This window comes from Aeromicrobium halocynthiae (assembly GCF_039531385.1).
Taxonomy (GTDB): Bacteria; Actinomycetota; Actinomycetes; order Propionibacteriales; family Nocardioidaceae; genus Aeromicrobium; species Aeromicrobium halocynthiae.
The window spans coordinates 209,065-231,632 of record NZ_BAAAPY010000003.1; the positions used below are offsets into that span (position 1 = coordinate 209,065).

The 22,568-nt window shown below is 72.4% G+C and carries 25 protein-coding genes; 5 read left to right on the forward strand and 20 right to left on the reverse strand.

Annotated features, from left to right (window positions below; translation table 11 throughout):
- Positions 1 to 24 precede the first annotated feature (24 nt).
- The 5 genes from ABD213_RS06595 to ABD213_RS06615 form a co-directional block, all read right to left on the reverse strand.
- Complete coding sequence (locus ABD213_RS06595; RefSeq protein WP_344326134.1) at positions 25 to 168, reverse strand: hypothetical protein; 144 nt, start codon at positions 166 to 168, stop codon at positions 25 to 27.
- On the reverse strand, positions 165 to 995 hold the full coding sequence (locus ABD213_RS06600; RefSeq protein WP_344326136.1) for an NADH-quinone oxidoreductase subunit C: 831 nt from the start codon (positions 993 to 995) through the stop codon (positions 165 to 167). Before ABD213_RS06600 ends, ABD213_RS06595 begins: the two co-directional genes overlap by 4 nt.
- The gene (locus ABD213_RS06605; RefSeq protein WP_344326138.1) at positions 995 to 1,549 is read right to left on the reverse strand and encodes a NuoB/complex I 20 kDa subunit family protein; all 555 of its coding nucleotides are present in this window, start codon (positions 1,547 to 1,549) and stop codon (positions 995 to 997) included. The genes ABD213_RS06600 and ABD213_RS06605 overlap by 1 nt, the downstream gene beginning before the upstream one ends.
- Positions 1,549 to 1,908, reverse strand: a complete 360-nt coding sequence (locus ABD213_RS06610; protein ID WP_344326140.1) for an NADH-quinone oxidoreductase subunit A — start codon at positions 1,906 to 1,908, stop codon at positions 1,549 to 1,551. Before ABD213_RS06610 ends, ABD213_RS06605 begins: the two co-directional genes overlap by 1 nt.
- 147 nt (positions 1,909 to 2,055) lie before the next feature.
- On the reverse strand, positions 2,056 to 2,760 hold the full coding sequence (locus ABD213_RS06615; RefSeq protein ID WP_344326142.1) for a demethylmenaquinone methyltransferase: 705 nt from the start codon (positions 2,758 to 2,760) through the stop codon (positions 2,056 to 2,058).
- A 110-nt stretch (positions 2,761 to 2,870) separates the two neighbouring features.
- Between ABD213_RS06615 and ABD213_RS06620 the strand changes: the two genes are divergently transcribed.
- Positions 2,871 to 4,133, forward strand: coding sequence for an isochorismate synthase (locus tag ABD213_RS06620; RefSeq protein WP_344326143.1), 1,263 nt, complete (start codon positions 2,871 to 2,873; stop codon positions 4,131 to 4,133).
- Positions 4,134 to 4,327: 194 nt separating this feature from the next.
- Here ABD213_RS06620 and ABD213_RS06625 read toward each other — a convergent pair whose 3' ends face one another.
- From ABD213_RS06625 to ABD213_RS06645, 5 genes are all read right to left on the reverse strand, one after another.
- Positions 4,328 to 5,083 (reverse strand): SGNH/GDSL hydrolase family protein, encoded by a 756-nt coding sequence (locus tag ABD213_RS06625; RefSeq protein ID WP_344326145.1) that lies wholly within the window; start codon positions 5,081 to 5,083, stop codon positions 4,328 to 4,330.
- Between the two features lie 282 nt (positions 5,084 to 5,365).
- Positions 5,366 to 6,931: an aldehyde dehydrogenase family protein gene (locus ABD213_RS06630; protein WP_344326147.1), complete on the reverse strand. Its 1,566-nt coding sequence runs from the start codon at positions 6,929 to 6,931 to the stop codon at positions 5,366 to 5,368.
- Positions 6,928 to 8,511: a GMC family oxidoreductase gene (locus ABD213_RS06635; protein ID WP_344326149.1), complete on the reverse strand. Its 1,584-nt coding sequence runs from the start codon at positions 8,509 to 8,511 to the stop codon at positions 6,928 to 6,930. Before ABD213_RS06635 ends, ABD213_RS06630 begins: the two co-directional genes overlap by 4 nt.
- Before the next feature lie 172 nt (positions 8,512 to 8,683).
- Positions 8,684 to 10,297, reverse strand: coding sequence for a 2-succinyl-5-enolpyruvyl-6-hydroxy-3-cyclohexene-1-carboxylic-acid synthase (gene menD, locus ABD213_RS06640; protein WP_344326152.1), 1,614 nt, complete (start codon positions 10,295 to 10,297; stop codon positions 8,684 to 8,686).
- Positions 10,294 to 11,256 (reverse strand): o-succinylbenzoate synthase, encoded by a 963-nt coding sequence (locus tag ABD213_RS06645; RefSeq protein ID WP_344326154.1) that lies wholly within the window; start codon positions 11,254 to 11,256, stop codon positions 10,294 to 10,296. Before ABD213_RS06645 ends, menD begins: the two co-directional genes overlap by 4 nt.
- Positions 11,257 to 11,477: 221 nt before the next feature.
- On the opposite strand from ABD213_RS06645, the gene ABD213_RS06650 reads away from it, so the two are divergent.
- Entirely contained in the window at positions 11,478 to 12,131 is a 654-nt protein-coding gene (locus ABD213_RS06650) for an SDR family oxidoreductase (protein ID WP_344326157.1), read from the forward strand.
- An 88-nt stretch (positions 12,132 to 12,219) separates the two neighbouring features.
- Here ABD213_RS06650 and ABD213_RS06655 read toward each other — a convergent pair whose 3' ends face one another.
- Positions 12,220 to 13,254, reverse strand: a complete 1,035-nt coding sequence (locus ABD213_RS06655; RefSeq protein WP_344326159.1) for an AMP-binding protein — start codon at positions 13,252 to 13,254, stop codon at positions 12,220 to 12,222.
- Positions 13,251 to 13,439 carry a hypothetical protein gene (locus ABD213_RS06660; RefSeq protein WP_344326161.1) on the reverse strand — a complete coding sequence of 63 codons (189 nt, stop codon included), beginning with the start codon at positions 13,437 to 13,439 and terminating at the stop codon, positions 13,251 to 13,253. The genes ABD213_RS06655 and ABD213_RS06660 overlap by 4 nt, the downstream gene beginning before the upstream one ends.
- Before the next feature lie 34 nt (positions 13,440 to 13,473).
- On the opposite strand from ABD213_RS06660, the gene ABD213_RS06665 reads away from it, so the two are divergent.
- Positions 13,474 to 14,394, forward strand: coding sequence for a 1,4-dihydroxy-2-naphthoate polyprenyltransferase (locus ABD213_RS06665; RefSeq protein WP_344326163.1), 921 nt, complete (start codon positions 13,474 to 13,476; stop codon positions 14,392 to 14,394).
- A complete protein-coding gene (locus ABD213_RS06670) occupies positions 14,391 to 14,891 on the forward strand; it encodes a metallophosphoesterase family protein (RefSeq protein WP_344326166.1) in 501 nt (166 codons plus the stop codon). The genes ABD213_RS06665 and ABD213_RS06670 overlap by 4 nt, the downstream gene beginning before the upstream one ends.
- On the opposite strand, the gene cds1 is transcribed toward ABD213_RS06670, so the two are convergent.
- Together cds1 and ABD213_RS06680 are read right to left on the reverse strand one after the other, a co-directional pair.
- On the reverse strand, positions 14,834 to 15,976 hold the full coding sequence (gene cds1, locus ABD213_RS06675; protein WP_344326169.1) for an L-cysteine desulfhydrase Cds1: 1,143 nt from the start codon (positions 15,974 to 15,976) through the stop codon (positions 14,834 to 14,836). The two genes, ABD213_RS06670 and cds1, sit on opposite strands and share 58 nt — an antisense overlap.
- Positions 15,957 to 16,223: a DUF4229 domain-containing protein gene (locus ABD213_RS06680; protein ID WP_344326172.1), complete on the reverse strand. Its 267-nt coding sequence runs from the start codon at positions 16,221 to 16,223 to the stop codon at positions 15,957 to 15,959. Before ABD213_RS06680 ends, cds1 begins: the two co-directional genes overlap by 20 nt.
- Positions 16,224 to 16,343: 120 nt before the next feature.
- Between ABD213_RS06680 and ABD213_RS06685 the strand changes: the two genes are divergently transcribed.
- Positions 16,344 to 16,598: a PLD nuclease N-terminal domain-containing protein gene (locus tag ABD213_RS06685; RefSeq protein WP_344326174.1), complete on the forward strand. Its 255-nt coding sequence runs from the start codon at positions 16,344 to 16,346 to the stop codon at positions 16,596 to 16,598.
- A 33-nt stretch (positions 16,599 to 16,631) separates the two neighbouring features.
- Here ABD213_RS06685 and ccsB read toward each other — a convergent pair whose 3' ends face one another.
- From ccsB to hemL, 6 genes are read right to left on the reverse strand one after another with little or no spacing between them, the layout of a single operon-like run.
- Complete coding sequence (gene ccsB, locus ABD213_RS06690) at positions 16,632 to 17,585, reverse strand: c-type cytochrome biogenesis protein CcsB (protein WP_344326176.1); 954 nt, start codon at positions 17,583 to 17,585, stop codon at positions 16,632 to 16,634.
- A complete protein-coding gene (gene resB, locus ABD213_RS06695; protein WP_344326178.1) occupies positions 17,582 to 19,198 on the reverse strand; it encodes a cytochrome c biogenesis protein ResB in 1,617 nt (538 codons plus the stop codon). Before resB ends, ccsB begins: the two co-directional genes overlap by 4 nt.
- The gene (locus ABD213_RS06700; RefSeq protein WP_344326180.1) at positions 19,198 to 19,941 is read right to left on the reverse strand and encodes a cytochrome c biogenesis CcdA family protein; all 744 of its coding nucleotides are present in this window, start codon (positions 19,939 to 19,941) and stop codon (positions 19,198 to 19,200) included. Before ABD213_RS06700 ends, resB begins: the two co-directional genes overlap by 1 nt.
- The gene (locus ABD213_RS06705; protein WP_344326183.1) at positions 19,934 to 20,557 is read right to left on the reverse strand and encodes a TlpA family protein disulfide reductase; all 624 of its coding nucleotides are present in this window, start codon (positions 20,555 to 20,557) and stop codon (positions 19,934 to 19,936) included. Before ABD213_RS06705 ends, ABD213_RS06700 begins: the two co-directional genes overlap by 8 nt.
- Before the next feature lie 3 nt (positions 20,558 to 20,560).
- The gene (locus ABD213_RS06710) at positions 20,561 to 21,211 is read right to left on the reverse strand and encodes a histidine phosphatase family protein (protein ID WP_344326185.1); all 651 of its coding nucleotides are present in this window, start codon (positions 21,209 to 21,211) and stop codon (positions 20,561 to 20,563) included.
- Between the two features lie 4 nt (positions 21,212 to 21,215).
- Positions 21,216 to 22,565, reverse strand: a complete 1,350-nt coding sequence (hemL, locus tag ABD213_RS06715) for a glutamate-1-semialdehyde 2,1-aminomutase (protein ID WP_344326187.1) — start codon at positions 22,563 to 22,565, stop codon at positions 21,216 to 21,218.
- Positions 22,566 to 22,568: the final 3 nt, after the last annotated feature.

Consider the following 22,568-nt stretch of genomic DNA (forward strand, 5'->3'; position numbering starts at 1 on the left):
GTCCGGTGGTCGGTCCCGTGGTGCTCACGAGTAGCTCCTTCGCTGGTCGGGCGCCGAGATGGTGCCGCCCTTGTACTCCACCGGGATGCCGCCCGAGCATGCGCGCGGAGCCTGCGGAGCGCGCCATCCAGGACAGCGTCCGAGGACTGTCCGCTCGGCGGCGTTCATGAGTAGCTCCTTCGCTGGTCGGGCGCCGGGATGGTGCCGCCCTTGTACTCCACCGGGATGCCGCCCAGTGGGTAATCCTTGCGTTGGGGGTGGCCGGGCCAGTCGTCGGGCATGAGGATGCGGGTGAGGGCGGGGTGGCCGTCGAAGACGACGCCAAACATGTCCCACGTCTCGCGCTCGTGCCAGTCGGCCGTCGGGTAGATGGAGACGACGCTCGGCACGTGCGGGTCGGCGTCGGGCGCGGTGACCTCGAGACGGATGCGACGGTTGTGGGTCATCGAGAGCAGGTGGTAGGCGACGTGCAGCTCGCGGCCGGTCTCGTGCGGGAAGTGCACCCCGCTGATCGAGGAGCAGAACTCAAAGCGCAGGCGGGACTCGTTGCGCAGGTGGGTGACGACCTCCAGGAGGCGTTCGCGACGCACGAAGAAGGTGATCTCGCCGCGGTCGACGACGGTGTACTCGATCGCACCCCCGTGCTCGGCGGTGCCCACGCCCTCGGTGAGCAGGCGGTGCACCTCGTCGAACCAGCCCTCGAACGGTGGCTGGGACGCGCCCGGCATGACGACCGGGCGCTGGAGCCCGCCGAAGCCGCTGGTGTCGCCGGTCCCGCGGACGCCGAACGCGCCCTCGCGGACGTCGACGAGCGGCAGCTCGGCGCTGGGTGCCCACGGCTCGGGACCGGTGGCCTCGTCGGCGAGCGCCCGCGTGACCTCGTGCGAGGCGTCCTGCGTCGACGTGGTCTCGTCGACGGTGCGGGTCTTGTCCTGGGTGTCGGGGCCGGCGCCGGTCGCGTCGGTACCGGTCGCGTCGGGCTCGTGGTCGGCCATCAGCGCATCAGGCCCTTCATGGCCGAGGTGGGCGTGGCCTCGAGCGCCACGGCCTCCCGCTCGGCGATCTGGGCCTGACGGTGGGCGCCGAGCTTGCCGTGCTGGATCTGGTCGTGGAGCTTGAGGATCGCGTCGATCAGCATCTCCGGGCGGGGCGGGCAGCCCGGCAGGTACATGTCGACGGGGACGACGTGGTCGACGCCCTGCACGATCGCGTAGTTGTTGAACATGCCGCCGGAGCTGGCGCACACGCCCATCGCGAGGACGTACTTGGGCTCGGCCATCTGGTCGTAGATCTGGCGCAGGACCGGAGCCATCTTGTTGCTGACGCGACCGGCGACGATCATGAGGTCGGCCTGGCGCGGGCTGGGGCGGAAGACCTCCATGCCGAAGCGGGAGGAGTCGTAGCGCGGGGCGCCGAAGGTCATCATCTCGATGGCGCAGCACGCGAGGCCGAACGTGGCCGGCCAGAAGGAGGCCTTGCGCATGTAGCCGGCGAGTCCCTCGACCGTCGACAGCAGGACCCCGCTGGGCAGCTTCTCTTCGAGTCCCATCAGGTCCACTCCATTCCGCCGCGACGCCACTCGTAGGCGTAGGCGACCGTGATGTTGACGAGGAACAGCATCACCGCGAAGAACGCGAACCACGTCAGCTCGTCGAAGGCGACGGCGAACGGGTACAGGAAGACGATCTCGATGTCGAAGACGATGAACATCATCGCGGTGAAGAAGTACTTGATCGAGATCTTGCCGCCGCCCTCGGGCACGGGGCTCGGCTCGATGCCGGACTCGTAGCGGTCGAGCTTGGCCCGGTTGTAGCGACGCGGTCCGGTCAGCGGGGCGATCGCGATGCTGATGACCGCGAACCCGGCCGCGAGGGCACCGAGCACGAGGATCGGTGTGTAGGCCTCCATGGAACCTCCCGACGGCGATGTCGCTGACCCGGCCCTTGCTTGTGAATCGCTTCACAACGTGACCGTGATCTCACTCTACGCCCGCCCGGACCAGGTCGTCACTGAGGTCACACTAACTAGCGCCGGATCGGCTGGTCCGGACGGTGATCAGGCGCCGTGCGTCGGCTTGACCGAGTGGTGCAGGGCGACGATCCCTGCCGACAGGTTGTGCCACTCGACCCGCCCCCACCCCGCCTCGACCATCCGCAGCGCGAGGCCGCGCTGGTCGGGCCAGGCGCGGATCGACTCGGCCAGGTACACGTAGGACTCGGGGTTGGAGGAGACCTTCTCGGCGATCGTCGGCAGGGCCCGCATGAGGTAGTTGGAGTAGACGGCCTCGAAGGGCGCCCACGTGGGCCGACTGAACTCGCAGACGACGATGCGCCCGCCTGGACGGGTGACGCGCAGCAGCTCACGCAGTCCCTGCACGGGGTCGTGGATGTTGCGCAGCCCGAAGGAGATCGTGACGGCGTCGAAGACGTCGTCGGCGAAGGGCAGCCCCATGCCGTCGCCCGCGACGAACGGGAGGTCGGCGTACTGCTCGCGGCCGACCTGCAGCATCCCGAGGGAGAAGTCGCACGGGACGACCGTGGCCCCGGCGTCGGCGAAGGGCTGGCTGGACGTCCCGGTGCCGGCGGCGAGGTCGAGGACCCGCTCCCCCGGCTGGGGGTCGACGAGCTCGACGACGCGCGAGCGCCAGCGGCGGTCCTGACCCATCGAGAGGATGTCGTTGGTCAGGTCGTAGCGTCGTGCCACGGTGTCGAACATCCGCGCGACGTCACGGGGTTCCTTGTCCAGACCGGCTCGGCTCACCCGTCCACTGTGCCATGTGCGGTGCGGCCCCCGCCGGGCGGTGAGCCTCGCCCGCCTGCACCCGGACGGGTCGACGGCGACGTGGCCGGGGCGAGAGTAGGCTCGATCGGGTGAGCAGTCCCGTCGTCGACCCCGCCGGAGCCCCCGGCCCGGTGCCCCTCGTGGTCCGCACCGTCGAGATCGACGACCCCGGACCGCTGCTCGCACTCCTGCCGCGCGACGAGGCGCTCGCGTGGGTGCACCACGGCGACGGCCTCGTCGGCTGGGGCCGGGCGGCCGTCCACTCCGGCCGCGGACCCGAGCGGTTCACGCGGGCCCACGCCTGGTGGCGGGAGGTCACGCGGCACAGCGTGGTCCGTGACGAGGTCGGCCTGCCCGGGTCGGGGCTCGTGGCGTTCAGCACCTTCGCGTTCCACGACGCCGACCCCGGCAGCCTGCTGGTCGTCCCGCAGGTCGTGGTCGGTCGTCGCGACGGTCGGGCCTGGGTGACCGTGATCGGCACGAGCATCAGCAGCGCTCCCGAGCTCGCGCCCCACGAGCCGGCGAACGAGCCGCGGTTGGTCGGCCTGCGCGACGGCTCCGTCGCCGCCGACGCGTGGCTGGACGTCGTCGCCGAGGCGGTCGACCGCATCCAGGCCGGTCGGTTGGACAAGGTGGTGCTCGCCCGCGACGTCGTCGCCGACCTCGCGGAGCCGCTCGACGTGCGTGCGCCGCTGCAACGTCTCGCGGCGTCCTACCCGGGGTGCTGGACGTTCGTCGTCGACGACTTCTTCGGCTCGACGCCGGAGATGCTCGTGCGGCTCGAGCGGGGGCTGGTCACGTCGCGCGTGCTGGCCGGGACCATCCGGCGCACCGGCGACGACACGCACGACCTCACGCTCGCGGCGTCGCTCGCGCGCTCCAGCAAGGACCTGGAGGAGCACGAGTACGCGGTGCGGTCGGTGGTCGAGGCGCTCGCCCCGTTCTGCACGAGCACCAACGTGCCCGAGGCGCCGTTCGTGCTGCACCTGCCGAACGTCATGCACCTGGCCACCGACGTGACGGGGGTCGTCGCGGGCGACGTCAGTGCCCTGACGCTCGCCTCCGCGCTGCACCCCTCGGCCGCCGTCGGGGGCACCCCGCGCGCCGAGGCCGTCTCGCTGATCCGCGAGATCGAGGGTCTCGACCGTGGTCGGTACGCCGGTCCGGTGGGATGGGTCGGCGCCGGCGGTGACGGCGAGCTGGGGATCGCGCTGCGCTCGGGCGCGGTGGCCGACGACGGCCTCAGCGTGCGCCTGTTCGCCGGGTGCGGCATCGTCGCGGACTCCGTGCCCGAGGAGGAGCTCGCCGAGGCCCGCGCGAAGCTGGTCCCGGTGCGCGACGCGCTCTCCTGAGACAGGGTGCGCGACGCGCTCTCCTGAGACAGGGTGCGCGACGCGCTCTCCTGAGACCCGGTGCGTGCGGGTTGGGGCCCCTGATCGGTGCCTGAGCAACCGCATGGCGGTCGTCCGGCGAGATCGGTGCCCTGGCAACCGAGAGGCCGATCACTGGGTGGCGCAGGCACCGATCAGGCATGAAAGCACGAGGCTCAGCGCTCGTAGGCCGGCCAGCGCGGCGACAGGGTGTCACCGGACGACGTCCCGGTGAGGCGTCGCTTGACCCACGGACCGGCGTGGGTCAGGACCCAGGTGCGGTTCGCGGCGAGCCGTTCGCGCGCCGAGACCGACGCCAGCTCCGGCAGCGGCAGCGGACGGAGGTCGTGCTCGACCTCCAGCGCGTCGAGCACGGCGATGGCCATGCGCTGGTGTCCGGGGGTCGACATGTGCAGGCGGTCGTCGGCCCACATGCGCTGGTCGCGGTAGTCGCGCATGCGCCAGAAGTCGACGAGCGTGGCACCGTGACGCTCGGCCGACTCGCGCACGAGCTCGTTGTAGATGGCGAACCGACCTCGGCCCGCGGCGAAGATCGGGAAGCCGGCGGGGTCGAAGGCCGTGAAGACCACGACCCGGGATCCTGTGGCGGTGAGCCGACCGATGGCGTCGTCGTAGGCGGCGACGAGCGCGTCGAGGTCGACCGATGGTCGCATGATGTCGTTGCCGCCGGCGTAGATCGTGACGAGGTCGGGCTCGAGCGCCAGCGCCGGCTCGAGCTGCTCCGCGAGGACCTGCCGCAGCTTACGGCCGCGGATCGCGAGATTGACGTAGCCGAATCCGTCGGCCCGCTCCCCGAGCACGGCGGCCACCCGGTCGGCCCAGCCGCGTACGCCGTTCGGCAGGGAAGGGTCGGGGTCGCCGACGCCCTCGGTGAAGGAGTCGCCGAGGGCGACGAAGCGTCGGAAGGTCACCGATCGAGCCTAGCCGCCATCAGGATCCGATCGGTGCCTGCACAACGCAATGACCGGCCATCCGGTTGCCGAGGCACCGATCCAGCCACCCAGAGCCTCAATCGGTTGCACAGGCACCGATCAGGGCGACAGCCCCGGAGTGCCCCGGCCTCCACACACCGGGCCTCCGCCTCCCTGCCGATCGGTGCCTGCGCAACGCAATGACCGGCCTTCCGGTTGCCGAGGCACCGATCCAGCCACCCAGAGCCTCAATCGGTTGCACAGGCACCGATCAGCGGCGCATCACGGGACCCGGAGGGTCTTCTTCCCGCCGTGCAGGAGCGTCGTGATCAGCGCGAGCGCCTTCTCGGCCTTCTCGTCGCGCTGGAACGACGTGAGGTTCAGCGGCGGCTTGAAGCGCTGGCGGGTCACGGCCTTGGCGTAGGTGAACTCACGCAGGCCGTCGGGGCCGTGGATCCGTCCGAAGCCGGACTCCCCCACCCCACCGAACGGCAGCGACGGCACCCCGGCGAACGCGATGACGGCGTTGACCGACGTCATGCCCGAGCGGATCTGACGGGCGATCTCCTCGCCGCGGGACTTCGAGAAGACCGCGCCGGCAAGACCGTAGCGGGTGGCGTTGGTGCGCTCGATCGCCTCCTCCATCGACGAGACCGGGTTGATGGCGAGCGTCGGCCCGAACGTCTCGTCGGTCATCTCCCTGGAGCTCTCCGGCACGAACGTCATGATCGTCGGCTGCACGAAACGCTCGCCGATCGCGTCGGGACCACCCATGAGGACCTTCGCGCCGGAGTCGACGGCGTCCTGCACGTGGCTGCGGATGACGTCGACCTGCGACGGCATCGTGATCGGCCCGATCTTCGAGCCGGTCGGGCCCGCGCGCAGTCCCTTGGCCTGCGCGAGGATCTCCTCGACGAACTCGTGGAACACGGCCCGGTGGACGTAGACGCGTTCGGTGCCGATGCACGTCTGACCGGCGTTGGACATGCCGGACCACAGAGCCGCCTCCGCGGCCGCGGCGACGTCGGCGTCCTCGTCGACGATGAGGGCGTCCTTGCCACCGGCCTCGATGATGACCGGGGTCAGCGTCTCGGCGCACGCGGCCATGACCTTCTTGCCGGTGGCGCCCGAGCCGGTGAAGGCGAGCTTGTCGACGCCCGAGGAGCACAGCGCCGCGCCCGTCTCCCCGAGCCCGGTCACGCACTGCAGCACGGCACGACCGCCGACCACCTCGGTGAGGGTGTCGGCGAGCCACTGGCCCACGCCGGGCGTGTACTCGCTGGGCTTGAACACGACGGTGTTGCCCGCGGCCAGCGCGTAGGCGATGGAGCCCATCGGGGTGAAGACCGGGTAGTTCCAGGGACCGATGACCCCGACGACGCCGAGCGGCTTGTACTCCACGCTCGCCGCCTGGTTGGCCATGATGAGTCCGGGTGAGACCGACCGGCGGCCGAGCACCTTCTTGGCGTTCTTGGCGGCCCAGGCGACGTGGTCGATGGCGAGGGCGATCTCCAACTGCGCGTCGGCGTGCGGCTTGCCGGTCTCGCGGTGCACGAGCTCGGCGAGCTGTGCCATCCGCCGGGTGAGGACGCTGCGCCACGTCAGCAGGTGCTCGGCCCGCTCGGCGAAGTCGAGCGCACCCCACCACCGCGCGGTCTCGCGGGCGAGCGCCACCGCGGCGTCGACGTCGCCGGCGGAGTGCTTCGCGTGGACGCCGACGACGTCGCCGTTCGCCGGGTTCAGCGACTCGAACGTCGCCACGCCCTCCTCGGGCGGAGCGGCACTCGTGCGGGGCAGGCCGACCTCCTCGACCGGCGCGGAGGTGGGAGTGGGGATGGTGGCGGTCATCGGGTCTCCTTCAGCAGATCGGCGGCCTTCTCGCCGATCATGATCGTGGGGGCGTTGGTGTTGCCGCGCGGGACGGCCGGCATCACCGAGGCGTCGGCGACGCGCAGGCCCTGGACGCCGCGGACCCGCAGCTGCTCGTCGACGACCGCGTCCTCGCCCGAGCCCATCGAGCACGTGCCGACGGGGTGGTAGAGGGTCTGGCCGAGCCGGGCGATGGTCTCGATGATCTCCTCGTCGGTCGGGGAGAAGCTCGGCGGCGACCAGGGGGCCTCGACGTAGCGGGCGATCGGCGACGCCTTCATGATCTCCATCAGGGAGCGGTAGCCGCGGATCATCGTGTCGAGGTCGGCTCGGTCGTCGAAGTAGCCGGCCTCGATCTCGGGGTGCCAGGTGGGGTCGGCCGAGCGGAGCCGGACGTGGCCGCGGCTGTTGACGCGGACGAGCGTCACGGCGGCCGTGAGGGCGCGGCGGCTCGGCTCGTGCAGGCCGTTGTCCCAGAAGCCCGTGGGCGCGAAGTGGATCTGGATGTCGGGCGCGTCCAGGCCGTCGGTGGAGTGCAGGAACGCACCGGCCTCGGCGACGTTCGACGTGAGCGGGCCGCGACCGAGCTTCTGGGCCTTGAGCATGTGCGGCAGCGACAGGAACTCCGCGACGTCCGTGGTGTCCTTGGTGTGCGCGAGGACGCCGGAGACGGGGTGGTCCTGCAGGTTCGACCCGACGCCGGGCAGGTCGACGGCGACCTCGACGCCGACCTCGCGCAGCTGCGCGGCCGGGCCGATGCCCGAGAGCATGAGCAGCTGCGGGCTGTTGACGGCACCACCGCTGAGCACGACCTCGCCGTCGACGTGCACGGTGTGCTCGACGCCGTCGCGACGATAGGTGACGCCGACGGCGCGGTCGCCGTCGAGGACGACCTTGCTGACGAGCGCCTCGGTGCGCACGACGAGGTTGCGCCGCGTCATCGCCGGACGGATGTAGGCGTCGGCGACGGACCAGCGGCGGCCCTTGTTGCACGTGACCTGGTACAGGCCCGCGCCCTCCTGGACCGCGCCGTTGAAGTCGTCGGTGTGCTTGTGTCCGGCGGCCACGGCGGCGTCGACGAACGCGTGGCTGAGCTCGTGCGTGTAGCGGCGGTCCTCGACCACGAGGGGGCCGTCGGTGCCGTGGAAGGAGTTGTCCAGGCGCGTGTTGCCCTCCGCGCGCTTGAAGTAGGGCAGGACGTCGTCGTAGCCCCAGCCGGTGGCGCCGTAGCCGTCGCGCCACTCGTCGTAGTCGGCTCGGTTGCCGCGGATGTAGATCATCGCGTTCATGGAGGAGCACCCACCGAGGGCCTTCATGCGCGGCCAGTCGGCGCGACGTCCACCGAGGTGCTTCTGGGCGGTGGTCTGGTAGCCCCAGTCCCACTTCGTCTTGAACAGCGTCGAGAACCCCGCCGGCAGGTGGATCATGTCGTCGTCGTCCATCGGGCCGGCCTCGAGCAGCAGCACCCGCACCTGGGGGTCCTCGCTCAGCCGGGCGGCCACGACGCCCCCGGCGCTGCCCGATCCGATGACGACGTAGTCGAAGGTCTCCGTGGGCATGTGGTTCCTTGCTGTCGGACGGGCTGTGGGACGGGCTGCGGCAGGGGCGCGCTGGGAGCTGCCCGGTGACGCGTGACGCGCATCACCCACCGTACTCGCGGAACGTCCATGACACCAGGACTGTCACGGTCGCTTCTCGCCAGCCGGACCGATTCGTCTGCCCGCTGCCGACTCAGGCCTCCAGGGCCTCGGCGGCGGCCGCACGCAGGTCCACGTCGAGCGCACGACGGTCGTCGCGCGAGACCGGCACCTCGACCACCCGCAGGCCGGCGGCCGGTTCCTGCAGGACCGCTGCGAGCTCGCTCGGACCCACTCGGCGGTGCGGGACGCCGTAGCCGGTGCAGAGCGCGGCGAGGTCGGCCCCCGTCGGCGTGCCGAAGACCCGCTCGAAGGCGTCGGCGTGGTCCGGTGCGCCTTGCTCCAGCGTCGAGAAGATGGCGCCGCCGTCGTCGTTGACGACCACGATCGTCAGGTCGGGTCGCGGCTCGTCCGGGCCGATCAGCAGGCCGTTGCTCCCGTGCAGGAAGGTGAGGTCGCCGACGACGGCGAGCGCGCGGCTCGAGTCCCGCGCCAGCGCGGCGCCGATCGCCGTCGAGAGGACGCCGTCGATGCCGGCGAGCCCCCGGTTCGCGATCACGAGGCGCCGCTCCCCCACGGGGTGGGCCGGTGAGACGAGGTCGAGGTCGCGGATGACCTGCGACGCCCCGACGACCAGCAGCCCGCCCGGCGGGACGGCCCGAGCGACGATCGACGCCACGGCGAGCCCCGACGTCGGGTGCTCCGCGACGCTGACAGTCACGATGTCCGCCGCCACCTGCTCCGCGACGCGCCACCGCTCGCGCCAGGCGTCGTCCTCTGGCGACGGGCCGTCGCGCGGAGCCGTCACGTCGTCGACGAACCGCACGCGTGGGCCGGCCGGCACGGGAAAGGTCGATGCCGTGCCGACGTGCACGACGTCGACGTCCGCGCGGGCCAGCAGGCTGGTGACGGGGCGGCTGAGCGTGGGGTGCCCGAGGCACACGACCCGTTCGACGTCGCCCGTGAGCGGCGCGTGGGCGAGCAGGAGCCGGTAGGACGGCAGGGCAGGACCGGTCCGCGCGCCGGAGGTCGGCTCGGCCAGCAGCGGCCAGCCGGCGGCCTCGGCGACCTGTCGGGCGCGGGGTCCGGCGTCGTCGCCGGCCAGGACGACGGTGCGCGGACCACGCTCCAGCTCGGCGACCTCGTGCGGTGCGTCGGTCGTCGTCGACCGCGCGGCCGACCAGACCTGCGACTCGGGTGCCAGCACGGGGGCGACGATCGGCTCGTCGAGCTCGAGGTTGAGTTGGACGGGCCGGACGGTCGGCGCGGCGAGCTCGCGAGCCAGGGCGTCGACGTCCTCGACGCACGTCACCCCGGGGAAGATGCCCGGCTGGACGGTGGTCTGGTTGGCACCCGTGCCGCGCAGGCGGGCCGGGCGGTCGGCCGTCACGGCCACGACCCGGACCCCGGCGTGCAGTGCCTCGAGGACGGCCGGGTGGAGGTTCGCGACGGCCGTTCCGGAGGTGGTCACGACCGGCACCGGTCGGCGGGCGACCTTGGCGAGCCCGAGGGCCAGGAAGCCGGCCTCGCGCTCGTCGACCCGCACGTGGAGGCGCAGGGAACCGCGGGCCTCCGCAGCATGCAGCGCGAGGGCGACGGGAGCCGATCGGGAGCCGGGGGCGAGCATGACGTCGGTGACGCCGGCCGCGGCGAGGCACGCCACGAGGTCGCGGGCGATCGAGCTCGCCGAGCCGTCCGGCCCGGTCACCGCAGGAGCTCCTGGGCCTCGGGGACGAGCGCGGCGACACGCTCGAGGCGCGCCCACCACGCCCCGTCGGTGGTGGCGTCGGGACGGACCGCGTCGAGGGCCGCGGCATCGACCTCGACGCGCCCGACCGGCAGGACGCCGTCGACCGGCACCAGGGCCTCAGCGACGACGTCGGCGTCGAGCAGCGAGGTGGTGCCCAGGCCGCAGGCGTGGGGGAGCTCGGGCAGAGCGGCCGCGAGGGCGACGCCGGCGGCGAGTCCGACCGACGTCTCGACGGCGCTCGAGACGACCACGGGCAGGCCGATCTCCTCGGCGATCCGCAGGCAGGCGTGGACTCCCCCGAGGGGCTGCACCTTGAGCACGGCGACGTCCGCTGCCTCGGCGTCGCGGACGCGGTAGGGGTCGTCGGCGCGTCGGATCGACTCGTCGGCGGCGACGGGGACGTCGGTGCGGCGACGCAGCTCGGCCAGCTCCTCCACGGTCGCGCAGGGCTGCTCGACGTACTCCAGACCGACCTCCGCGTCGAGCAGGGCGACCGCGTGCTCGGCCTCCTCCAGGCTCCAGCCTCCGTTCGCGTCGACCCGCACCAGGCCGGTGGCGCCGAGCGCTTCGCGCACGGCAGCGACGCGAGCGAGGTCGTCGTCGAGGCTCTGCCCGGGCTCGGCGACCTTGACCTTCGCCGTCGCACACCCCGACCGTTCGACGATCCGGCGGGCCGTGGCACCGTCGACGGCGGGCACGGTGGCATTCACGGGCACGGTGGCGCGTCGGGGCTCCGGCCAGGGGCGGGTGGCGGAGTCCATCGCGGAGCGCAGCCAGGGCACGCACTCGGGGTCGTCGTAGTCCAGGAACGGGCTGAACTCCGCCCACCCGGCCGGTCCGCGCATCAGGACCCCCTCGCGACGCTGGATGCCGCGGAACCGCAGGGGCATCGAGATCGCGAACGTGGCGGTGTGCACGCGTCGACCCTACGGCGTCGCCCCGGCGACGGCGTGGCGTCGTCATGACGCGACGCCGGCCCCGGGCTTCCTGCCCCCTCCCCATGAGAACAACCCTGGGGACGCGCGCGAAACCCTCGGGCCGGCCCGGCTCCCACGGGACCCTGGGAATCGGGCCTGGTGAGCGGCGGCACACGGACCTCACTGGGCGGGTCGACCACCAACGTGACACGGTGGAGGACATGACTCAGATCGCCATCGTCGGGGGCCACGGTCAGGTCGCCCAGGCTCTCATCCCACGCCTCGTCGCGGCCGGCCACCAGCCCGTCGCGCTCATCCGCAACGACTCCCAGGTCTCCACCGTCGAGAAGCTCGGCGCCACCGCGCGCCGCCTCGACATCGAGGCCACCGACGCCGAGGGCTTCGCCGCGGCGTTCGAGGGGTGCGACGCGGTCGTCTTCGCCGCCGGTGGCGGCCCCGACGGCAACATCGAGCGCAAGCGCACCGTCGACCTCGAGGGCTCGTTGAAGTCCATCGAGGCCGCCCAGTCCGTCGGCATCGCCCGCTTCGTGCAGATCTCCGCCATCGGCGTCGACCTCACGCTGCCCGAGGACACCGAACCGGTGTGGCGCGCCTACGTCGAGGCCAAGCGCGACGCCGACGCCGCCCTGCGCGCCACCTCGCTGGACTGGACCATCCTGCGCCCGGGCGGGCTCACCGACGACGAGCCAACGGGACTGGTCACGGTGGCCGACTCCGCCTCTCGCGGCGAGATCCCGCGGGCCGACGTCGCAGCCGTGGTCGCCGAGGTCCTGGACACCGGTGCCGGTGTACGACGCCAGTGGGACGTCGTCGGTGGGCAGACACCGGTCGCCGAGGCCGTCGCGAACGCCTGAGTCGGCCTACGCCGCACGGCATCGGCGCACCCTGCGGCCGCCGCTCCCCCGGAGCGGCGGCCGCGTCGCGTCCCGCCGCGTCCGGGCGTCAGGCCCGCTCGGCCACCGCGGCCACGGCCCGTCGGTCGATCTTGCCGCCGGGCAGCAGCGGCAGCTCCTCGACGATGAGCACCCCGCGCGGCGCCCAGCGACGGTCGAGACCGAGGCGCTCGAGCGCATCGCGCAGGGCCGGCAGCCCCGTCGGCGGGTCCTCGCCGTCGCGCACGACGACCGCCACGACCCGGTGACCCCACTCGGGGTCGGGCACGCCGACGGCGGCGGCGTCCGCCACGCCAGGCACCCGGCGCAAGGCCTCCTCCACGCGCGGCAGGGGGACGTTGACACCCCCGCTGATCACGACGTCGTCGGCCCGCCCGAGCACCGACAGCACGCCATCGTCGTCGATGCTGCCGAGGTCGCGCGTGGCGAACCACTCGCCCTCGAAGGGCGCGGCGCCGTAGCCGTCGAAGAGCACCGGGCCGGCGACCTCGATCTCTCCGGACGCGGCGATGCGCAACTGCACGCCGTCGAGCGGGCGGCCGTCGTAGACACAACCCCCACAGGTCTCGCTCATCCCGTAGGTGCGGACCACGTTCACCCCGGCACGTCGGGCCCGGCCGACGAGACCCGGGTCCACGCCCGCGCCGCCGACGAGCAGCGCGTCGAGGCGCGCGAGAAGGTCGAGCCGCCCGTCGCGGTCGAGGCGGTGCAGCTGGGTCGGGACGAGCGAGGCGTACGTCCGCCCCGGCCCGACGGCCAGCGCGTCGAGCGCAGGCTCGAGGTCCGGGTGGTCCGACAGGACCACCGGGTCCTCGCCGGCGAGCACCGACCGCACGAGCACCTGGAGACCCGCCACCCCCGACGTCGGCAGGGCCAGCAACCAGCGTCCCGGGCCGCCCAGCCGCGCCTCGGTCGCCCGCGCCGACGCGACCACCGCCCGATGGGACAGCACGACGTCCTTGGGCTCCCCGGTGCTGCCGGAGGTCCGCACGACGAGCGGGTCGCCACCGTCGCGCACCCACGGCACGAGGAGCTCGAGCAACGCGGCCGGCTCACCGCCGACCGGACGCAGGGACGCGCTCACAGGTCGTCGTCGCCGGGCTCCTCGGGCTCGCGCACCGGCCGCGACTGGTAGATCGCCGCCGCGCCCAGGACGAGTGCCGCGGCGCCGCACAGGTAGCGGATGAGGGGCGTGCTCTCGGTGAGCGCGAGAAACGTCGCCAGACCCGCGAGTGCCACGAGCACGAACGGGAACGGCGGCTGCTTCATGCCACCACCCTACGGCGGTGGCACACTGGCCGTCGTGCCTGCCGACGCCACGCCTGCCCGCGCGACCATCCCGGAGTGGATCGAGGGGGCCCGTCCGCGGACGCTCCCGGCCGCCGTCGCGCCCGTGCTGGCCGGCACCGCGGCCGCGGTCTGGGCCGACGGGTTCGTGTGGTGGAAGGCGCTGCTGGCGCTCGGCGTCTCCCTCGCGCTGCAGGTCGGCGTGAACTACGCCAACGACTACTCCGACGGCGTCCGCGGCACCGATGACGACCGCGTCGGTCCGTTGCGCCTCGTCGGGTCCGGCCTGGCGAGCCCGTCGTCGGTCCGCAACGCGGCCGTCGGGTTCCTGGCCCTCGGCGCCGTCCTCGGTCTCGCCCTGGCCGCGACGACCACGTGGTGGCTGCTCGTCGTCGGCGTGGCCGCCATCGCCGCCGCCTGGACGTACACCGGCGGTGCCACCCCGTACGGCTACCGCGCCCTCGGCGAGGTGAGCGTCTTCGTGTTCTTCGGGCTCGTGGCGGTCCTCGGCACCACCTACGTGCAGGTCGAGCGCCTCACCGCCGAGTCCTGGCTCGCGGCCGTCGGCGTCGGTGCCCTCGCCTGCGCGATCCTCGTGGCCAACAACCTGCGCGACATCCCCACCGACGTCCTCGCCGACAAGCGCACCCTCGCCGTACTGCTCGGTGACACCGCCACGCGCCGCCTCCTGCTCGCGCTCGTCGTCGTGTCCGCGGCGTGCCTCGTGGCCATGGCGTTCACCGCCACGCCGTGGGTGCTGCTCGGCCTGCTCGGCCTGCTGCCCGCCGTCGGTGCCCTGCGCGTCGTGCTGGCCGGTGCGACGGGCCGCGACCTCATCGTGGTGCTGAAGTCCATCGGGGTGGCCGAGCTGCTCTACGCCGTGGGCCTCGGCGCCGGGCTCGTGGGGGTCGTGCTGCTGGGCGGCGGCCCGCCGTGACTCGTCTCCACGTCGGGCTGATCTCCGACACCCACGCGCCCCGCTTCTGGAAGGCGATGCCACCACGGGTCGCCGAGGAGCTCGCCGACGTCGACCTGATCCTGCACGCCGGCGACGTCTGCCTGCCCGGTGTCCTCGACGAGCTCGCCGCACTCGCACCGGTGCACGCCGTCGCCGGCAACAACGACGGACCCGAGGTCGAGGCCTGGGGCGCGCCGCCCACCCTCGAGCTGAAGCTCGCCGGGGTCCACGTCGCGATGATCCACGACGCCGGCGCGAAGCAGGGCCGACTGAACCGCATGCACCGCCGGTTCCCCGACGCCGACGTCGTCGTGTTCGGCCACTCCCACATCCCGCTGCACGAGGCAGACGAGCGGCTCACGATCGTGAACCCCGGGTCGCCGACGGACAAGCGCCGCCAGCCGCACGGGACGGTGGGTCACCTGGTGCTCGCCGACGGTGTCGTCGAGTCGATCCGGATCGTCCCCGTCACCTGAGGCTCAGAGGTCGCCAGCACCCCGGTGCGGTCGTACTCCGCGAGCGCATCCCGGTAAGGGGTGAGGTCGATGTCGTGCTCGGCCAGCCAGCCGTCGTCGAAGTACGTGCTCAGGTAGCGCTCGCCGCCGTCGCACAGCAGCGTGACGATGCTGCCCTCGACCCCCTCCGCGTGCATGCGGCTCGCGACGCCGAGGGCGGCCCAGACGTTCGTGCCGGTGGAGCCGCCGACGGGACGGCCGAGCCGGTCGCTGACCCAGCGCATCGTGGCGATGGAGGCGGCGTCGGGCACCCGGACCATGTCGTCGATGACGCCGCCTACGAACGACGGCTCGACCCGCGGCCGGCCGATCCCCTCGATGCGCGAGGAGCGACCCGTGACGACGTCGGAGCGGTCCTCGCGCCAGCCGTCGAGGAACGCCGATCCCTCCGGGTCGGCGACCATCAGCCGAGTGGCGAAGCGTCGGTACCGCACGAAGCGGCCGATCGTCGCGGACGTCCCTCCGGTCCCGGCGCTCACGACGACCCACGTCGGACACGGGTGCGGCTCGTGCGCCATCTGCTCGAAGATCGACTCGGCGATGTTGTTGTTGCCGCGCCAGTCGGTCGCACGCTCGGCGTAGGTGAACTGGTCCATGTAGTGCCCGCCGCAGTCGTCGGCGAGCCGGCGCGCCTCGTCGTAGACCTCCGACGCCTGGTCGACGAAGTGGCAGCGTCCGCCGTGCCACTCGATCAGGGCGACCTTCTCGCGGCTCGTGCTGGACGGCATCACCGCGACGAACGGCAGCCCCAGCAGCCGGGCGAAGTATGCCTCGCTCACCGCGGTGGATCCGCTGGAGGCCTCCACGACCGTGCTCGACGGGCCGATCCAGCCGTTGCACAGCGCGTGTAGGAACAGCGACCGCGCGAGCCGGTGCTTCAGGCTGCCGGTGGGGTGGACGGACTCGTCCTTGAGGTAGAGGTCGACGCCGGGCGTCGCGAGCGCGAACGGGTGCAGGTGGGTGTCGGCGCTGCGGTTCGCGTCGGCCTCGACGCGGCGGATCGCCTCGTCGATCCAGGCCCGCTGGTCAGTCGACGTCTTCGGCACGGCGCGACTCCTCGACGCGCTCGTTCATCCGCTCGGCGCGGCCCTGGACCCGCTGCGCCAGCTGGGCGCGCATGTCGGCGAGCAGGAAGAGGGACGCGATGGAGGAGACGAACAGCGCGAGCAGCAAGATGACGAGGTTCGTCAGCTGGCCCCACTCCAGGAAGAACTGGCCGACGCCCCACATCAGCACGTAGGTCACCAGGAAGATGCCCACCCGGGCGAGCGTGAACTTGGCCAGCAGACTCATGGGACCAGCCTACCGTCGGGCCGTCCTGGTCCCGGTGGGTCCAGGACGTGCTGAGCCCCGTCGAGATCGCCCCGTCGAGATTGGACTGTCCACATTGATGGGGGCCGGTAGCGTTGACCCATGGGCAAGGCACTCCTCGTGGTCGTGGCGGTCGCGCTGCTGATCTATGCGTTCTTCGACCTGCTGGCCACTCCGAAGCGGGACGTGCGCCTGTTGCCCAAGCTCGCCTGGTTCCCGGTGATCGTCCTCGCGCCGTTCATCGGGCCGCTGCTGTGGGTCTTCCTCGGCGCGAGCCGCCAGCGCGGCACGCCCCCGCCGCGTCGTCCGCGTCGCCTCGGTCCCGACGACGACCCGGACTACCTGCGCGGCCTCTGAAAGCCCCCCGCGCACCGCGCGGTCCTGCGCCGCTCAGGTCGCGTAGGAGTGCAGACCCGAGCCGAACAGGTTCACGCCGTAGTAGCTGAACAGGAACGTCAGGAAGCCCACGAGCGCGATGATCGCGGCGCGCCGGCCCTTCCAGCCGCGCGTGGCGCGCGCGTGCAGGTAGCCGGCGTAGACCACCCAGGTGATGAACGCCCAGACCTCCTTGGGGTCCCAGCCCCAGTACCGGCCCCAGGCGTAGTGCGCCCAGATCGATCCGGCGATGAGCGCGCCGAAAGTCCACAGGGGGAAGGCGACGGCGTTGGTCCGGTAGGCGATCTGGTCCATCACCGCGGAGTGCGGGAAGCGGCTGAGCAGCCCGCCCACCGTGCCGCGCTCCTCCGCACGGTGGCGGATGAGGAACAGCAGGGACGAGGCGGCTCCGACGAGGAAGAAGGCGCCGGCCAGCATGACGGCGGCGACGTGGATGACCAGCCAGTAGGAATGCAGCGCGGGCACGAGGGGCCCGGCCGGTACGTAGGTCGACATCGCCATGCCGAGCACGACGAGCGCGAAGCCCGTGACGATGCCGCCGAGCCACTGGATCGCCTGGACCCGCACCAGGACGAGGTACACGACGAGGGCGAACGCCGCACCGCCGATGCCGAACTCGTACATGTTGCCCCAGGGCACGCGGTCGGCCGCGAAGCCCCGGACCACGAAGCCGACGAGGAGCAGGACCGTGCCGAGCCCGGTCAGGGAGACGCCGACCGACGAGAGCAGGTCGGGTCGGGAGGGGGCGTCGTCGTCCGCTGCCGCGGTCGACTGGCGGGCCGCGGGGGCACCGGCGCCCACGGTGACCGTGGCCTCCTCCTCGACTGGCTGGTCGACCTTGCGCGCGAAGCCCCACTCGGCCATGTGCGCGAGGAACGCCAGCGCGATGACGACCGTGGCGGAGGCCACGGCGTAGTTGGACACCTGGGCGAGAGTCTCCGGGCTCATGACTGGTCGTTCTCCTCGTGCTCGGACCGGGTGACCGAGGCCGGGACGCCGAGTGCGTCGGCGAGGCGTTCCAGCAGGTCGTCTAGGTCGTCCGGAAGGTCGTCGCGCGGCACCCTGTCGAGGGCCGCGACCTCTACCACGGTACCTGCGGACCCCCGACGCGACCGGACCCAGGTGCGCCGCGGTCGGACGACCAGGGAGAGCACGAGTCCGAGGATGCCGACGCTGATCGCGACGAGCGGCAGCTCCACCAACGGGGTGGACGCGACCTGGAACCGCGCGAACAGGCGCAGGTCGGCGAACTCGATGGTGGCGCCGTTCGGGAGCTCGGCCTCCTGGCCGGGGCTCAGGCTGATGCGGAAGTTCTCCCCGTCCTCGTCGAGGATCTGGGTGAGGTTCGTCTTGTCGAGGATGAAGACCGACTGCGGCGTGCCGTCGTCGAGACCGAGGTCCCCCTCGAACGCGAAGAGCCCGATGATCGGGTTCACCGCGCCGGGGAAGATCGAGACCGACGCGTCCTCGTCCTCGCCGACGACGGCGGTGGGCAGGAAGAAGCCCTGGAAGCCGAGCTGCTGCGGCTCGGCGTCCGGCACCTGCACGACGCCGTTGGAGGTGTAGGTGCCGTCCTGCGGCAGGAAGGGCACGGCGTCGTCGAAGACGACGTTGCCCTCGGGGTCGGTCACGCGCAGCACCGGTGCGTAGCCCTGGCCGACGAGGAAGACCGAGGTGCCGTCGACGCCGAGCGGCTGGTTGACGCGGATCTCGAAGGGCTGCGGATCGGCTCCCGGCTCGGTCTCGACGGTGCCCGCTGCCCGGAACAGGCGGGGGGCGCCGCGCTGGGGGCCGTCGGTCCAGAAGCGGGCCTGGACCTCGTCGAGCTGCAGGCTGAACGGCGGGAGGTCGTCGGGGTCGAACAGGGCACCGGAGGCGAACTCGTCGTACTGGGTGAGGACGTTCGCGAAGCCGCTGCCCTGGGTGACGATGGCCGCGCCCCGGTAGCCGAACAGCGCGCCGCCGGCCACGCCGATCAGCACGAGCACGATGCTGACGTGGAAGACGAGGTTGCCGAGCTCGCGCAGGTAGCCCTTCTCGACGCGCACCTCCGAGGAGTCCCCGTCCTCGACGACGTCGACGCGGGCCGGCAGGAACCGCGGCCCACGGAGCACGTCGCGGGCCGCGGAGGCGACCTCGGCGGGCGACGCGTCGACGGTGAAGGTGGCCGAGGCGGGGAGCCGCTCGAGCCGCTTCGGCGCCTTGGGCGGGCGCGCCCGCAGCGCCTTGAGGTAGACGCGGGTGCGCGGCAGGATGCACCCGATGAGCGAGACCATCAGCAGCAGGTAGATGGCGCTGAACCACGGCGACGTGTAGACGTCGAAGAAGCCGAACCGGTCGAGCCACGGGGAGAGCGTGGGGTTGCGCGTCATGTACGCCTCGACGGCGCGCGCGTCGACACCGCGCTGAGGCACCACCGAGCCGGGAACCGCGGCGATCGCCAGCAGCAACAGCAGCAGGAGCGCGGTGCGCATGGACGTCAGCTGGCGCCAGATCCACCGGCCGAACTCCCGGGACCCGAGCGCGGGTGCCGGTCCGCCCTCCCGTTCGCGGCTGGACATCAGACCACGGCTCCGAAGCTGCTCGCCCACGCTTGCAGGTCCATGACGATCGCGTCCCACACGCCGCTCACGAGCAGCACCCCCACCAGCACGAGCATGCCGCCACCGACGAGCTGCAGTGCGCGCTGGTTCCGTCGCGCCCAGTCGACGGCCACCATGAAGCGGCGGAACGCCAGCGCCGCGACGACGAACGGGACGCCGAGGCCGAGGCAGTAGACGAAGGTGAGCAGGGCGCCACGCGGCGCCGTCCCCTCCTGGTTCGCGAGGGTGAGCACGACGCCGAGGGTCGGTCCGATGCACGGCAGCCAGCCCAGGCCGAAGAAGAAGCCGAGCAGGGGCGCGACGCCGATCCCGACGGCCGGCACGGCGTGGATGCGCACCTCGCGCTGCAGCAGGGGGACGAGCCCCATGAAGACGAGCCCCAGGACGATGACGACGACGCCGAGGACGATCGAGAACTCGCGCCGGTACTGGAAGAGCGACTGCCCGACCGCACCGAACAGGGCGCCGCCGAGGACGAAGACGACCGTGAAGCCGAGGACGAACAGGACCGACCCGGCGAGCATCCGCAGGCGGCCCGCGGACTCCAGGTCCTGGACGCCGACGCCGGTGACGTAGGAGAGGTACCCCGGCAGCAGGGGGAGCACGCAGGGCGAGAAGAAGGAGATGAGGCCCGCGACGACGGCGACGGGCACGGCGAGCAGGAGCGAACCGGCGGCTGCATCGGCGAAGAGGTCACCCATCGCCACCCTCGACTCCACCGTTCGACGGGCCCGGCGTGGAGGCGAGGACGTCGTCGATCACCCCGGCGAGCGTCGAGGCCCGCAGCTCGGGGTCGACGATGCGCGCGGCGACGCGACCCTCGGCGTCGATCACCCACGTGGTCGGGATGGCCTGCGACGGGAGCGACTGCGCGAAGCCCAGCTGCATCCGACCGCCCTCGTCCATGATGCTGGGGTACGGCGTCTCGAAGCGCCGCTCGAAGGCGCGGGCGGCGTCGATGTTGTCGCGGACGACGAGTCCGACGAACCGCACGCCTTGGTCGGCGTACTGCTCGGACACCTCGTTCAGCACGGGCGCCTCGGCTCGGCACGGCGGGCACCACGAGCCCCAGACGTTGACGACGACGGTCCGTCCGGCGAGGTCCTCGGTGCTGAGCGGCTGCCCGTCGAGGTCGTCACCGGCAAGGACGGGCGCCTGGTCCCGGTCCTCGGGATCGACGAACGTCACGAATCGGCTGCCCGAGACGTAGCCACCGGTGGAGCCCTCGGTGCCGATGCCCGAGCAGCCCGCGACGAGGGCCGCGAGCACGACGAGCAGGGCCGCGAGCGACGCGGGCCGGGGGGTGGACGGTCGCATGGCTCAGGCGCCGCCCACGAACTGTCCCTTGAGCGCGTCCGGCAGGAGGTGGCCGGCCGGCTCGGCGTAGGTGTAGCCGACGTAGTCGTCCCCGTCGAACGTCAGGCTGGTGATGCTCGCCAGCGTGCACTGCCGCTTGCGGGGGTCGTGGACGAAGCTGTTGCCCTCGTACGCCTGGCGCGCGATCCAGACCGGCAGCTGGTGGGAGACGATGACGGCCTCGTGGCCACGGGCGGCGTCACGGGCGTCGGCGATGGCCGCCTGCATGCGGGCTGCGATGTCGGCGTAGGGCTCGCCCCACGAGGGCCGCCACGGGTTGCGGAGCTTCCACCAGTTCTTGGGGTGCACGAGTGCACGGGGCTCGGCCCCGACGGTGCGGCCCTCGAAGAGGTTGTCGGCCTCGATGACGCGGTCGTCGGTCGTGACCGGCGCCTCGAGGATCGCGCGGAGCGGCTCGACCGTCTGCTGGGCGCGCTCCAGCGGGGAGGACACGAGGTGGACGATCTCGTTCTTCGACAGGTGCTCGGCCGCCGCAGCAGCCATCTCGTGGCCCAGCTCGGACAGGAAGTACTCCGGCAGGCGGCCGTAGAGGACAGCGTCGGGGTTGTGCACCTCGCCGTGACGCATGAGGTGGACGATCGTGCGCTTGCTCATCTGTTCACTCGCTCGCTGATGCGGACACGGTCGGTGGGGCCGCGGCGGCCGCGCGAGCGGCAGCCGGGAGGGCCGAGGCCATCCTAGAGAGTCCCTGGTCGTCGTGCGCCGCCGAGACGAACCACGACTCGTAGGCGCTCGGCGGCAGGTAGATCCCCGCCTCCAGCATCGCGTGGAAGAACGGTCCGTACCGCCACGCCTCCTGGGCCTGGACGTCGGCGAAGGACCGGGCGCGCGTGGTGGTGCCCCACAGGATGCTGAACATGCTGCCGACCTCCTGCACGACGTGGGGCACCCCCGCCTCGTCGAGCGCGTCGGAGACGAGCCGTCGCGCCTCGGCGGACCACTCGTCGATGCTGCGGTACACGGCGTCGTCCGCCAGGCGCAGCGTGGTGAGCCCCGCGGTGGTGGCGACCGGGTTCCCCGAGAGCGTCCCGGCCTGGTAGACGGGTCCGCTCGGCGCGAGGTGGTCCATGACGTCGCGCCGACCGCCGAACGCGGCGGCCGGGAAGCCACCGCCCATCACCTTGCCGAAGGTCAGCAGGTCCGGGCGCCACCCCTCCTTCGCGCCCTCGATGCCCCAGTGGCCGGCGCGGCTGAGGCGGAAGCCGGTCATCACCTCGTCGCTCACGAACAGCGCGCCGTGCTCGCGGCACGTCCTCGCGAGGAAGGCATTGAACCCCGGGTCGGGGGCGACGACGCCCATGTTGCCCGCGGCCGCCTCCGTGACCAGGCAGGCGATCTCGTCGCCGTAGCGCTCGAACGCCTCGGTGACGGCGGCGGTGTCGTTGTAGGGCAGGACGATGACGTCGGCGGTCACGTGCTCGGGCACGCCGGGGGTGCCGGGGATGCCGAGCGTCACCAGGCCGGAGCCGGCCTCGGCGAGGAGGGCGTCGACGTGACCGTGGTAGCAGCCCGCGAACTTCACGATCCGGTTGCGTCCGGTGAAGCCGCGCGCCAGGCGGATGGCCGACATCGTGGCCTCCGTGCCGGAGGACACGAGCCGGACGCTCTCGACCGGGGCCCGCGCGACGATCTCCTCGGCGAGCTCGACCTCGGGCAGGCTCGGCGTGCCGAACGACGTCCCGCGAGCCGCGACGTCCTGCACGGCGCTGATGACCTGCGGGTGGGCGTGGCCCAGCAGCATCGGCCCCCACGAGCCCACGAGGTCGAGGTAGGTGGTGTCGTCGGCGTCGGTCAGCCACGAGCCCTCGGCGCTCACCATGAACCGCGGCGTGCCACCGACGGCGCGGAAGGCGCGCACCGGCGAGTTGACGCCCCCGGGGGAGACCGCGCGGGCCCGTTCGAACCACTGCGAGGACGCTGGGGTGGCCTGCTGCTCGACATCGGTCATGGG

Coding starts and splice junctions, on each gene's coding strand:
- ABD213_RS06600 (WP_344326136.1), bottom strand. CDS start 995: ATGGCCGACCACGAGCCCGACGCGACCGGTACCGACGCGACCGGCGCC.
- ABD213_RS06595 (WP_344326134.1), bottom strand. CDS start 168: ATGAACGCCGCCGAGCGGACAGTCCTCGGACGCTGTCCTGGATGGCGC.
- ABD213_RS06610 (WP_344326140.1), bottom strand. CDS start 1,908: ATGGAGGCCTACACACCGATCCTCGTGCTCGGTGCCCTCGCGGCCGGG.
- ABD213_RS06700 (WP_344326180.1), bottom strand. CDS start 19,941: ATGGGTGACCTCTTCGCCGATGCAGCCGCCGGTTCGCTCCTGCTCGCC.
- ABD213_RS06705 (WP_344326183.1), bottom strand. CDS start 20,557: ATGCGACCGTCCACCCCCCGGCCCGCGTCGCTCGCGGCCCTGCTCGTC.
- ABD213_RS06635 (WP_344326149.1), bottom strand. CDS start 8,511: ATGCCCACGGAGACCTTCGACTACGTCGTCATCGGATCGGGCAGCGCC.
- ABD213_RS06680 (WP_344326172.1), bottom strand. CDS start 16,223: ATGAGTCTGCTGGCCAAGTTCACGCTCGCCCGGGTGGGCATCTTCCTG.
- ABD213_RS06650 (WP_344326157.1), top strand. CDS start 11,478: ATGACTCAGATCGCCATCGTCGGGGGCCACGGTCAGGTCGCCCAGGCT.
- ABD213_RS06660 (WP_344326161.1), bottom strand. CDS start 13,439: ATGAAGCAGCCGCCGTTCCCGTTCGTGCTCGTGGCACTCGCGGGTCTG.
- ABD213_RS06710 (WP_344326185.1), bottom strand. CDS start 21,211: ATGAGCAAGCGCACGATCGTCCACCTCATGCGTCACGGCGAGGTGCAC.
- ABD213_RS06630 (WP_344326147.1), bottom strand. CDS start 6,931: ATGACCGCCACCATCCCCACTCCCACCTCCGCGCCGGTCGAGGAGGTC.
- hemL (WP_344326187.1), bottom strand. CDS start 22,565: ATGACCGATGTCGAGCAGCAGGCCACCCCAGCGTCCTCGCAGTGGTTC.
- ccsB (WP_344326176.1), bottom strand. CDS start 17,585: ATGAGCCCGGAGACTCTCGCCCAGGTGTCCAACTACGCCGTGGCCTCC.
- ABD213_RS06685 (WP_344326174.1), top strand. CDS start 16,344: ATGGGCAAGGCACTCCTCGTGGTCGTGGCGGTCGCGCTGCTGATCTAT.
- ABD213_RS06605 (WP_344326138.1), bottom strand. CDS start 1,549: ATGGGACTCGAAGAGAAGCTGCCCAGCGGGGTCCTGCTGTCGACGGTC.
- resB (WP_344326178.1), bottom strand. CDS start 19,198: ATGTCCAGCCGCGAACGGGAGGGCGGACCGGCACCCGCGCTCGGGTCC.